Origin of the sequence: Paenibacillus fonticola DSM 21315 (assembly GCF_000381905.1) — a bacterium.
GTDB lineage: Bacteria > Bacillota > Bacilli > Paenibacillales > Paenibacillaceae > Fontibacillus > Fontibacillus fonticola.
Genome location: NZ_KB907261.1, coordinates 35,492 through 47,810 on the forward strand (window position 1 = coordinate 35,492; position 12,319 = coordinate 47,810).

Here is a 12,319-nt window from a genome sequence, read left to right on the forward strand (position 1 = left end):
CTCAATATCCCGGATCAATTTCTGTAAAATAGCTCTCCACCAGGCTCTGCACGCTCTGCGGAAGCTCGCTCCGCTCCAGAGAGCGCTTGGCTTCGGCAGCGTAGTCGCTGTACACCTCGTCATAGGGCCGGCTCACACCGTCAAATACGGGCGATTTGCCGCCCTTTTGCACATCTCCGCCGCCGCCGTGGATTTCGCCGCTGTCCCGCTCCACGTTTCCACTGCCCTTCAGATCACGCGGTGTCGTCACGAGCTCGCGTCCACCGCTGCCGAGTCCAGCGCCCTGGCCGTTCCCGGCTCCCTGCCCGCCGCTACCGTTACCGCTGCCAGCCCCGGATCCTGAGCCCTGGCCGCTCCCCTGGCCACTACCCTGACCTTGACCCTGTCCCGAACTGCCGCCCGCTCCGCCTTCGCCAGATGCTCCGCTTCCCGGTTCCCCGCCGGCCAGCATAGCTTCGCCGGTCCACTGCTCGGCGATTCCACCCATGCTCCACGTATCGGATACGGCGAACCCGGAGGCGGCCATCTGCTCTGCCAGCCCCATCCCTTGCTTGGCCAGCGCCGCCGCTAAAGCCGCGGCAGCCTCAGCTTGGTTAAGGTCGGATTTCAGGCCAGCCATACTCTCTTGGATCGCTTGCTCAAGCAGCTCCAGAGCCTGCTCTATTTCTTGCGGATTTCCCTTCTCAAGCGCTTCGGCTGCTTTTTTTAGAGCTTCGGCGAGACGCTGAGCCTTCTCGTTATCCTGAGGAGCGGCTTCTGCGATTTGCTGCAAATCCTCAGCCAGACGCTTGCGCTCCTCGGTGGACATGGAAGCAGCCTTTTTACGGAATTCCTCCATTTTCTCGCTCAGAGATTGCTGATTTTGCTGCTTCAGCGACTCCGCCAGGCTCTGGGAAAGCGGATTGGCCTTCCAGTCCTCCAGCCATTTCTCCATCTCCTGCTGCTTCAGCTCCATTTTGTCGGACATTTCCTTCAGGCTCTTCATCGCATGCTCTACGCTATCCAGCGCCTCTTCCGGTTCTTTGCTGAGCTCCAGCGCCCGCCGCAGCTCGGCGATTTCCTTCGCCAGCGCCTCCTTCGCGATCGGCTCAAGCTTGCGCGCCTCCAGCTCCTTCAGCTTTCCCTCCGTTTCCTGCTGCTGAGCGTTCACCCATTCCCTCTGCTCCTTGCGCTTGGCAATCTCCTGCTGCATCGGGTTCGGCAGGATGGCCAAAATGACCAGCGCCATAAACAAGCTGACGGCCGAGAGCCAAAATTTACGGCGAATCGGGAAGGGTAGACGCCGCTTGATTTCCCTAATGTAGGCTGAACCGTACTGAATGGCCTGCGCCCGCTGCCATTTGGCCGCTAACGCGTCGGATTCGCCATACGCCAGGGCCGTCGCCATGTCGTCGCGGCGCTCTTCACCGGCAACCGCCCGATCCATCATACGAGCTGCCTCCTGCAGAGACACTCGTTTGGCAAAGTATCCCCATAGCAGCCCGCACAGCGCGCAGAGCACGACTAACACCGCTCCTTGCCAGAGCAAGCCATCTATAGGCCACACACGCCCGGCGGTGAACCATAACAATGCGGCTCCAAGCCCGGCAAGCAGTCCGTAGCGGGTCCCTTTCCAGGCTCTGAGCTGCTGCATGCGGCGCCGGACTACATTAAGCTGCTCGTGAATTTCTTTCATGCTGCCGGCCTCCCTTCCTCAATCAATCTGCAACCCTCTGCTTGGAACAGTTATTGTTTATTTCGCTGCCTGCCATGCTCATGTTCCTGTTCCTGTTCCTGCTCCTGCTCCTGCGGCTCCCAGTCTGTCTGCAGCCGCTTCTTGACCCGGGTTCGTCTGACCGGACGAATATAGCGGATGGCCAGCCATAGCGCCAATACAATGACAACACTATATACAAGCAGGAACTGCTGCCACAGTTGGATCGGCGCGCCGGCTTGCTGGCTGCTCCACCGCGTCAGAAAGACAGAATCCGAGAACGAAGGTTCAAAAATGCTGATCAATGCTCCAGCGGGATTAAGCCCGAGAATGAATCCAACCCACGAATAGTCCGGGGCCGTCACCGTCCCCGCAGCATAGTAATTAGCTTGGACAACGCCCATGGCAAGCAAGTAAATGATCCCGGTAAGGAGGAATATAACAAGCCCTACACCATAAGTCATAATGACCGCAACGATCGTCCGCTTGAACAGTGTAGAGAAAAGCACCCCAAGCGAGCCAAGCAGCAGCATGATGAACAAATAAAACAAGAAAACGAATATGAGCTGCTTCGGGGCAACCCCGCCGTAAAGAAACGCAATGCTATATACGGGCAGCGTCGCCAAAATGACCAGCGTCATGAAACTCAAGGAAGATACCAGTTTGCTCAAAATAATCGTCGACGAACTCTGCTGTGTCGTCAGCAGCATGTTCAGGGTCTGCTTCTCCCGCTCCCCGCTTATGACTCCCGCCGTTAACGCAGGCGTCATAAATGCGATAAGAACAAGCTGGGCGATGCTGAGCGCGTAGAACATGACGCGGCTGGTGCTTGGATCGATCCGCCCTGACAATCCGGCTCCGCTGCTCATCATGACATAGATGATGCCCATCGCCAGAAGCCCCATGACCAGTACGTATGCAAACACCGTCACCGCGGAACGAGAGGTGCGCATTCGCAGTCTGAACTCCTTATCCATCACGGGATTGATTAGAACTCTACGCCAATCCATCTGCCGCGCCCCCCTTCGTGATCTCCAGGAATACATCCTCGAGATTCGTCTGTGCTTCATGGAAAGATACGACCCCATAACCTGCGCCGATGACTTTGTTCAACAGTTGGGCCTGCTCGGCGTCCCCACCGCCGAAGTGCACATGAACCCCTGTTTCGTCGCTCAGCACCTGGCTGACATGACGCTCATCCCGCAGCATGGCGGCGAGCTCATCTCCGCGGTCCATGACGCGAATATGCAGCACCCGCTTAACGCGCAGGCGATTTTGAATGTCAGCCACCTTGCCTTGAGCAACCATCTCGCCGTGCTCAATGACACCGATCTCATCCACCATCTCCGCAAGCTCGGGCAGAATATGCGATGAAATGATAATCGTCTTGCCCATCAGCTTCAGCTCTTTCAAAATCTCTCTCATTTCGATCCGCGCCCGCGGATCAAGGCCGGATGCCGGCTCATCAAGAATCAGCACGTCCGGGTCATGCACGAGGCAGCGAGCCAGGCACAGCCGCTGCTTCATGCCGCGGGACAAGCTGTCCACGTAGGCATCCCGTTTATCGCTTAAATTAACCAAGTCCAGCAGCTGCGGAATAAGCTTCTCGCGATCAGGCCGCGGAATGCCGTAACTGGCTCCGTAGAAATGAAGGTATTCCGTCGTTCTGAATTGGTCGTATACCCCGAAGAAATCCGGCATATAGCCTATTCTCTTGCGTACCTCATGCGGCTGCTCAGTCACCTCGAAACCGCCTACCGATGCCGTGCCGGAGGTCGGCAGCAGCAGCGTTGCCAGGATCGACATCGTCGTTGATTTGCCTGCTCCGTTCGGCCCGACAAAGCCGAATACGGTGCCTTTGGAAATGGAAATATTCACCGACTTCAGCGCTTCGAAGCCGCCGTAAGTTTTAGTTAAATTACGTATCTCGATCATTGGCTGCTGCTCCCCTTTACAGAGATTTCGGGCAGGTCGAAACTGCTCCAATCCTGCGCCGTGACGACAACACGCAGCGTCGTTCCCCCAATCAGGTATTGCTCGATCGGCTGGGGAAGCTGCGCTGTCCCTTGATTCCATTGGATCGGCTCAGCCTCTCCCTTGGACGCATTCCATACCGCCACGGACATGTTGTGCCCCCGATTGTTCTGGCGCATAGCAAGCTCTGAATAATTCACATGGCTTGGCAAAATGTATTCGAGCTCCATTTCACCCGCGGACATATGAATGCTGCGGCTTGTTTCATATCCCCAGTCCGTAGTAGTCGCCTTGCTGACGGCAGGCGCGATATAACCGTAAGGTATGTTCCATTGCCCCTCTTTGTGGAATTCCGGCTCAACGCGCTGAACCCACATGTTCAGCGGGTCGGCGGCTACTTTTTTACCATTCACCTCATAATTCAGCAGTTCATCCTTGCTCCAGCCGATAAAGGCATAGTTATCCATCATATTGTTCTGGCTGAAATAGGCGTTAACGAGACCGCGGGGCCGCTCCAGCTTCATATCCTCCAAACGATTGCCCTGGGAAGGAAACATTAGGTAGCCGTAATCATAGTGGTTAATGGTCAACGGCAAGGAGGTAATCGCTGCCGTCTGATTTCTGGCAATATCGCCAAGCAGATACATTTTATCGTTCAAAATGATCGCTGTGTCCGTTAAATCCGCAATAGTCTTGTTGGTCACTGTCCCTTCAGGAACGCCCCGGTCATTAATGGAGATGTCGAACTCCACCTGGCCCAGCTGACGTTCTTCCAGCTGCTTCACGGTAAGCTTGGCGAGGGAGCGATGCGTCATTCCTTTTAAATCGACAGCCGTACCGCTGTCACCGAACCGAATCAGCTGCCGCTCCGAGCCAGCCGCCTGTCCGCCGGAAATAAGTCCGTCTTCACGCTGCACTGTGATGTGCGTGCCAGCCGGAAAGCTTAGTTTGTAATCGCCGCTTCGCGGGATAAATAATCCCGTGGACGTGCTTCGCTCGGCATGCCCATGGCCATCCAATTCGACGATACTGAGCGTGTTCGTTCGCAGGGTGCTTTTCCCTGTCGTGCCAGCCACATAGATGCCTCCGCTGGCCAATACGGCAATAACCGGAATGAGCAGCCAGGCCCACTCGCGCTTATCGAGCTTTTTCAATACGAAATAGAGTCCCGGTGCAACGACGAGCGCATATCCCAGCAGCAGCCAGAGCAGCAAGGAATAAGGAGGCAGTGTCAGGCTCGGAAAATAGTCCAGCAAATAGTTGATTCTTTGTGCCAAATCCCCTCTCCCAGGAATATTGCCTTGCGAAGCTGAGGCCAAAGGGGAATGCTGCTGAAGCACCGTATTCCATACCTCAGCATGGCCGGACCACGATTGCAAAGGCTCCATGGAAACATCGTAGGCCGCATAGATGACGCCGCCCCCGCTCACGTTCCAGGAGGCAAATAGCGGCTGCTCGCCTTTTACGAGTGTTCGTGCGCCCTCCTTCAGCTTAGCGGCCGAGACTGGAAAGGCCCCATCCAGGGATATCAGCTTGCCTGCCGCTTTCTCAAGTTCCTGCAGCGAGGTGACATCGGCAAGTCCCGAATAGTCTACGGGCGATAAATCCTCGAGCCCCTGGACCGTTTTCGCATAACCTGCCCCTCCGCCCAGTACGAGCGTTCCCCCTGACTTCACCCACGCTTTAATTGCTTCCGTTCGCTTATCCCCGAGATTGCCCGCCGGATAGTTATTGATGACAAGAATATCCAGCCCCTCCAGCAGCACGCCGTCCTCCGGCAACTGCTCCGGTTTGAGCGGAATAACCTTCACATCCTTCCCTTTGCCGTTCAGCACGTTTAGAAAATTCATGCTGTCCGGATCCGAAGCGAGTACGCCAATCAAGGTGCCCGTGTCCCCGCTGGTATTCAAATACGGGGTCGAGGCTTTAAATGGGATGTATTTCCCCGTTTCTGCCGAATCTTTATAAAAACGAATGGAGTTGTTATCTTTATGAAAGGAAGTTCCCAAGATGCCGAAAGTAACTTCCTTTGGGGTTCCCGCCGGCAAATCGACCCTTGCCGCGTACGAAGCCCGATTTGAATTGTACGGGTACTCTGTTTGGACAACAATATCCCCGGAAATATCCGTGTCGCTGGTCAGCGTAATTTTTAGCTGTGTCCATTCTCCGATTTTGTAATGGCCGTCGTGGCCGACTTCCGTCTTAATACTGATCGACGGCTCTGCCGCGTATACAGCTTGAGGACTTACAACCCCCGGCAGCAGCGTAATTATGGCGGTTAAGAGCCACAGCATGGCCAAGGTTCCCCTTTTCTTGTCATGTAAAAACAAATGCTTCTCTCCTCTCATCATGAAAATGATCCTATATATTAGGACGTATTCAATGCGTAAAATGTTTACAAGCCGGCTTCTATTTCTCTGCAAAAACCGGCAGCAACTTACAAGTATCCGCCAAAAACATACAACTAAAGCCGTCCAGTATGACAGGCATGCCAACTGAGACGGCTTTCTAGTTGTTAAGGTAATTTAATATCCTTGTCGCTATTAGCTGAATACGACAGTTTTATTCTGATGCACGAGAATACGATCCTCGATATGCCATTTCACAGCGCGCGCTAATACGACTCTTTCAATCGTACGGCCGATCCGCTTGAGCTCGCCAACGTCATCGCTGTGGCTAACGCGCTGGACATCCTGCTCGATAATCGGTCCGCCGTCCAGTTCTTCGGTGACGTAATGAGCGGTTGCGCCGATGATTTTCACGCCGCGGTCATAGGCTTGCGCATAGGGCTTCCCGCCGACAAAAGCAGGCAGGAAAGAATGGTGAATATTAATAATCCGGTTGCGGTAAGGATCGATCAATGCAGGCGACAAAATTTGCATATATCTGGCCAGAACGATTAGATCGACTTTGCCATTGACCAATTCAAGCTGCTTCTGCTCCGCTTCCTTCTTCGTGTCCGGGGTAACCGGAATGTGATGAAACGGAATACCGAACGATTCGACGTATTCTTTATTGTCGGGATGATTGCTGATGACCATGGAAATGTCGGCATCCAAATCCCCGGCTTGCCATTGCCAGAGCAATTCCACGAGACAATGATCTTCCTTCGAAACGAAAATAGCCAGCTTCTTCTTATGGCTCAGCGGGAAAATTTCCCACTTCATCTCGAACTTTTCGGCAATGACGGCGAAATCCTCTTGCAAACTGCCCAGACGATCCTGAAGCCGTTCCAAATCAAACTCGACGCGCATGAAGAACATGCCGCCTTCGGGGTTCATCGTATACTGATCCGACTGCACGATATTTGCCCCGTGCTGATACAGAAAGTCCGAAACCGCCGCGACGATGCCAGGTCCGTCCGGACACGAAATCAGCATCCGCGCACGATGATTTTCATAAGATTTTACAGGTTTAACGCCTGTCTTGACATGTAGATCCATCTTTCTCTCAAGTCCTCCCGCTAACTATTGTAAACATCTATTATACTATGACGGACAAATCCTTGGCGGCGAGCCAGCCAATGAGCCTGAAGTTAATTTGCTCTTCAGTATAATCCGGGAACAGATTTGCTTCCCATACGAGATCATACAGCCTTTCAAGCGGCTCTCGCGGATCGGCCTTTCTCGCTTTGGCATCGTTTTTAAGCAATGTCCACGTATCCAGAACAAAGGCCCGCTGATCAATTTCGCGCTTCGCAAAAAAGCTGTTCAACTGCTCAAGCTCGGACAGGAAGGATTCCCCGAATCTTCCCGCAAGATCGCCGCGGAGCAAAGCGATTTCCACTTCGTACATCGGACGCTGGGTTTTCGCTTCTTTACCGATCCACGGCGTCTCCAGAATGAATGGGCGTCCCTGCAGCTTCTCGTGATGTACGACTCTGTTCAACGCCTCAAACCCGATCCAGCCTGTTCCAATCGGCGTATGGCGGTCTTTCCCGGCGCCGACGGGGTTTTTACTGTCATTGACATGAACAACAGCAATTCGGTTCAGACCGATCAGCTCATCAAATTTTTGAAGCACGCCATCCACATCATTCACAATATCATAACCGGCATCATGGATATGACAGGTGTCCAGGCAAATCGTCAGACGCTCGTTATGCTGTACTTTATCGATAATGGCGGCAATTTCCTCAAAGCTGCGCCCCATCTCCGTACCTTTGCCCGCCATCGTCTCAAGCGCGATGTTGACTTCCGTCTCATTCGTTCCATTCAATACTTCGTTCAGCCCTTCAGCGATGCGGTTTATTCCGTATTCCGCATCCATATCCGTAAACGCACCAGGGTGAAGTACGATATTTCGTACGCCCAGTGCATGGGTCCTCCGGATTTCTTCCTGCAGAAAATCTACGGCAAGCTGATAGGTATTCGACTTATATGAACCAAGATTAATAATATACGGTGCATGAACGACAATTTCATCGATCCCGGCGACGGCCATCGCCGCCCTGCCATCCTCTATATTCATCGCTTCAATCGGTTTCCGGCGCGTATTTTGCGGTGCGCCGGTATATATCATAAACGAGCTGGAGCCGTAGGATGCGGCCTCCTCAGTAGCGCTTAATAGCCCCTTGTCCGAGAATGAGACATGCGAACCAATTTTTAACATTTCCTTTATCCCCCTTATGGACAACGATCTTTGAACAAACCTATTTTATCTTGAATATCGATTTAAATCCACAAATAAGGTATAATTCTTAAAGATTAAAGGGTTAGAGGATTAATAAATTGAGGTGAATGAATAGATGCTGCATCTGAACATAACTCTGTTGTCACTGGCTTCATCTCAGCCTAATCGCTGGTTTATGAACTCGGTAGCGTTTTGGGGATTTGTCATGCTTGGGGTCATGTGCATTGGCGGATTTTTTATGTTTCGTAAATTTCTGAAGGTGCTGCCCAAAGCGGACGGCATGTCCAAGCTGGACTGGCAAAATCACTGGGTTGAGACGAGCAGGCATCTGTGGACCGATGAAGCTAAGGCTTTTCTGGATCAGCTTGTACAGCCGGTGCCATCCCCATTCCGCGATATCGCCAAGCATTCGATTGCAGCAGAGATCGGTAAAATCGCTTTGCAGGAGGAGGCGAGCGAGGTAACCCAGGAGCACTGCATCAAAGGTTATATTATTGCTACGCCTAAACGGGATTACAAATTCCTGATGAACTTTCTGGAAAAGAGTAATATCGACTACCGTCCCTATCAGCATTTGATCAATAAATAACACAGGTTAAACATCCGGTCGCGACGTCTGAATAACGCCATAGCCGGATGTTTTTGTTATAGCTATCGCGAATATATATTCTAGGAGGGAGCGCTTTGAAAATCTGTATTACCGGGGGAACAGGATTTATCGGGAGCGCCTTAGCCTCCTTCTGGCAGCAGCAGGGACATGATGTTACGGTCATCACGCGCCGCCAGCCCGAGCAGTACGGTCAAGGCGATTCCAAACCTCAGGCTAGGGAGGGCGCCGCCCCTGTTGCCTTTCTGACCTGGGAGCAGCTTGCTCAGCCTTTTTCGCGCGGCATCGAGGTGGATACGGTCGTCAATTTGGCCGGCACCACCCTGAATCAGCGCTGGACCGGTAAAGCCAAAGACAGCATTATGCAATCCAGGCTGCAAGCGACGGATTTAACCGCCAAATGGGTACAGTCCCTGGACACCAAACCTGAGGTAGTTATTCAAGGCTCAGCCGTCGGAATATACGGAACTTCCTTTACGGATACATTTGACGAGAGCTCCCGGCCTGAAGCGGATGACTTTCTCGCAAATGTGACCCGTCGCTGGGAAGCCGCAGCAGAGGATGGCTTTCAGGGCATTCGGCTCGTAAAGCTGCGGACGGGCGTAGTGCTCGGAAATAAAGGCGGAGCCTATCCACTCATGCGTCTTCCGATTTTGCTTGGAGCGGGCGGAAAAATCGGAACCGGCCGGCAGTGGGTGCCCTGGATTCATATCCAAGATATCGTAGAGTTAATTGACTTTTGCGTCAAAAAATTGGAGATAGAAGGCCCCATCAATGCAGTAAGCCCAAATCCCGTCACTAACGATGAATTCGGCAGAATCGTTAGCCGGGTACACAGCAGGCCGTACTGGCTTCCGCTCCCAGCCTTCGCATTAAAGACGATGCTTGGCGAAATGTCTGCTCTGCTGCTGGAAGGACAAAAGGTTTTGCCCCAAACGGCGATGCAGCACGGTTTCCGTTTTCAGTATCCGGAGCTGGAATTAGCCGCAGCGGATTTGAAGAAACGCCAATAAGCCCGTCATCCATACAGAGACAGCGGGCTGTGCATACACATTTCTTACAAGTCACTTCTTCCTTTCGTCATGCAGAATTTTGAATCTCCCTGCCGTAACGAAACGTAACCTCGGCAATGGAAAACGAATCTCCCGGCTCGAGCTGATAGTCTTTATATGGCGCGAGCAATTCGCCGTTTAACTTGGTGCCGTTTCTGGAGCCTAAATCCTTGATGCGGCAGACACTTTCCAGAATCATGAGCTCGACGTGGGCACGGGATACCCCGGCCTCCTTCTCCACATATTGTGCTAATTCCTCGGAGCGGCCAATAATAAAGCTCCCTTTGGATAGAGGGATTCGTTCGGATCCAGCACCTAAAGAAGTTATTTTCTCCAAATAGTTTATGCTGTCAGCCTGTCCTTGCTCTGACTTCGATAAATCCTTCAACAATACGGTTGCCGGGAACGCCGTGGCGGGCGGCTGTGCTTCAACTGGACGTGCCTCAACTAGCTCGCGGTACGGCTCGAATACCGGTGTCCGAATCGGTTCATAGAATTCGGATGACTGCTTTGGGGAAGGCGCTATAGATGGGGATAGGTTATTCCATCTCCATTTTTCCTCATAGCGGTCCAGCTTGCGGCGCTTGGTGAACCTAGATTCTTCATGATCCTCCTCCCCAGCTAAACGAACATGATTGTCAATTTGTAAATCCCCTTCCTCACTGCTGCCCTTGTTCCTAAAATAACTAAACAGGTCGAACTTGCCGCTATTTATTAGCAGCACGATAAATAATACAGCCAGTGATGCTCCCGCACTAATGTAAAATCCACTGCCAGAAGGCCCATCCAAATACGCAAACTTCCAGATGAGCGCAACCAGTAACGCAGCGCCTAGCCATATGTAAGTAGGTTTAATTTCTGTCCGGCTCCCTGCCTCCTCCTCATGTCTGCCTTCCTCTCCCTCCATCAAAGTCCCTGCATGAATGCTGGCAGAACTGGACCATGCATTTATCCCGCTTGGATTTGAGTTTGAGTTTGGGTTTGGGTTTGGGTTTGGGTTTGGGTTTGGGCTTGGACTTGGACTTGGACTTGGGTTTAGATTTAGGTTTGTGTTTAGGTGTGAGTGTGAGTTTGAATGTGAGTTCGAGCTCGGAGTTGATCTTCGGCTTGGTTCACGGGCGGAAAACGGAATTTGTAGTGGCTCGTCTTTGGACTGCGGCGGCATCGGCATTCCAGGGGCATCTAACTCTCGCCGACTTCTCCCGGAATCAGCGATATGTACGTTTGATCCTTGCCCTCCCGTTGAATTTTCATCAAGCAGCAATGATATCAGCAAATCCTTTAACCCGGCGACGGAGAACTGCTCTCCTCCGCATAAACCGATAATTTTCTGGATGCCGCTCCCCTCTATATTCTTAACCTTTGTCATTAGCCGATTGACGAGATTCAGCATAGATTGGGCTGTGGAATGATCCTGCGGCATATGGAGCAGTGGCAAATAAACCAAATAAACGGTGCCGCTGGGCAATGGATCTTCTACAAAAATATGCTCCTCATCGAGCAGGTAGTTTCCGGTTGAGAGCATGTACTCCTTGCTGTCATCAAGCACTGTAACGATTTGCAGCAGAAGGCTATAAAATTCAGTCATCGTTATCCAGTCGCTCTTTAGACATTGGGACAACATTTTTTTGCCTGTAATTTCATAGTGCAGCGTAATCTCAAAATCAATCTCCCTTACATCCAGCCTTAGCAAATGAGGTACGGATACCGCAGCGAGCATATTTCTTTGAACCCGGTTCAATTGGCCGGTGCGAAGCCCTTCGCTTGTATTAATAATCATATATGTTCCACCGTTCCTGACAAAATCGGTTACAAATGCCGTCATCAAACGGTCCCCCCCCTTCTAAAAATAATAGACAGCCAATATAGCACCAGGCAGCACGGCCAGCATAAAAGGGAAGGTGAGCGGTTCATCCATCGTTGCAAATGATTGCCCCGAATGAGTTTTACGCAGCATGGCGATCCCCAGTACACGGCGAAGCATACCGCCTAACCGAGCCAGCATCTCCCTTCTACATATCAAAATAAGGATTCCGATACCCCCCGCGGTCAAAATCGAGTACATCAGCATAGATAAGGTAAGTGATACGCCTACCCAGGCCCCAATTCCAGCGAACAATTTCACATCTCCGCCTCCAACTGCCCGCACTACGTACAGTATGATCATTAGTCCAAACCCGACGGCAGCTCCCTTCACTGCAAAAAGAAATCCTGATCCGCCGTTAGTTATCGTATGGAACACGATCCCTGCTGCCAGCCCCGTAACCGTAATCACATTAGGAATCTTCATTGTGCGTATATCTGTAATGAATGCAGCAATCAACAAAATAAAACATCCCCAAATTTCCAAAGGCATACTTG

The 12,319-nt window shown here is 52.1% G+C and carries 10 protein-coding genes; 2 read left to right on the plus strand and 8 right to left on the minus strand.

The window, feature by feature from the left end; translation table 11 throughout:
* Position 1 precedes the first annotated feature (1 nt).
* From G358_RS0117145 to G358_RS0117170, 6 genes are all read right to left on the minus strand, one after another.
* On the minus strand, positions 2-1,675 hold the full coding sequence (locus G358_RS0117145; protein WP_019638476.1) for a hypothetical protein: 1,674 nt from the start codon (positions 1,673-1,675) through the stop codon (positions 2-4).
* A gap of 50 nt (positions 1,676-1,725) precedes the next feature.
* Positions 1,726-2,703 (minus strand): ABC transporter permease, encoded by a 978-nt coding sequence (locus G358_RS0117150; RefSeq protein ID WP_019638477.1) that lies wholly within the window; start codon positions 2,701-2,703, stop codon positions 1,726-1,728.
* Positions 2,690-3,628, minus strand: a complete 939-nt coding sequence (locus G358_RS0117155; protein ID WP_019638478.1) for an ABC transporter ATP-binding protein — start codon at positions 3,626-3,628, stop codon at positions 2,690-2,692. Before G358_RS0117155 ends, G358_RS0117150 begins: the two co-directional genes overlap by 14 nt.
* On the minus strand, positions 3,625-5,997 hold the full coding sequence (locus G358_RS0117160) for a DUF7408 domain-containing protein (RefSeq protein ID WP_019638479.1): 2,373 nt from the start codon (positions 5,995-5,997) through the stop codon (positions 3,625-3,627). The genes G358_RS0117155 and G358_RS0117160 overlap by 4 nt, the downstream gene beginning before the upstream one ends.
* 213 nt (positions 5,998-6,210) lie before the next feature.
* The gene (purU, locus tag G358_RS0117165) at positions 6,211-7,110 is read right to left on the minus strand and encodes a formyltetrahydrofolate deformylase (RefSeq protein ID WP_019638480.1); all 900 of its coding nucleotides are present in this window, start codon (positions 7,108-7,110) and stop codon (positions 6,211-6,213) included.
* A gap of 40 nt (positions 7,111-7,150) precedes the next feature.
* The gene (locus tag G358_RS0117170) at positions 7,151-8,278 is read right to left on the minus strand and encodes a deoxyribonuclease IV (RefSeq protein ID WP_019638481.1); all 1,128 of its coding nucleotides are present in this window, start codon (positions 8,276-8,278) and stop codon (positions 7,151-7,153) included.
* A 136-nt stretch (positions 8,279-8,414) separates the two neighbouring features.
* Here G358_RS0117170 and G358_RS0117175 point away from each other — a divergent pair, with 136 nt between their 5' ends.
* Positions 8,415-8,888, plus strand: coding sequence for a DUF2621 domain-containing protein (locus G358_RS0117175; RefSeq protein ID WP_019638482.1), 474 nt, complete (start codon positions 8,415-8,417; stop codon positions 8,886-8,888).
* Positions 8,889-8,983: 95 nt separating this feature from the next.
* Complete coding sequence (locus G358_RS0117180) at positions 8,984-9,919, plus strand: TIGR01777 family oxidoreductase (protein ID WP_019638483.1); 936 nt, start codon at positions 8,984-8,986, stop codon at positions 9,917-9,919.
* A 67-nt stretch (positions 9,920-9,986) separates the two neighbouring features.
* Here the strand turns inward: G358_RS0117180 and G358_RS0117185 are convergent, their stop codons facing one another.
* Positions 9,987-11,783, minus strand: a complete 1,797-nt coding sequence (locus G358_RS0117185) for a DUF6382 domain-containing protein (RefSeq protein ID WP_019638484.1) — start codon at positions 11,781-11,783, stop codon at positions 9,987-9,989.
* 18 nt (positions 11,784-11,801) lie between these two features.
* Positions 11,802-12,314, minus strand: a complete 513-nt coding sequence (locus G358_RS0117190; protein ID WP_019638485.1) for an A24 family peptidase — start codon at positions 12,312-12,314, stop codon at positions 11,802-11,804.
* Between the last annotated feature and the right edge of the window lie 5 nt (positions 12,315-12,319).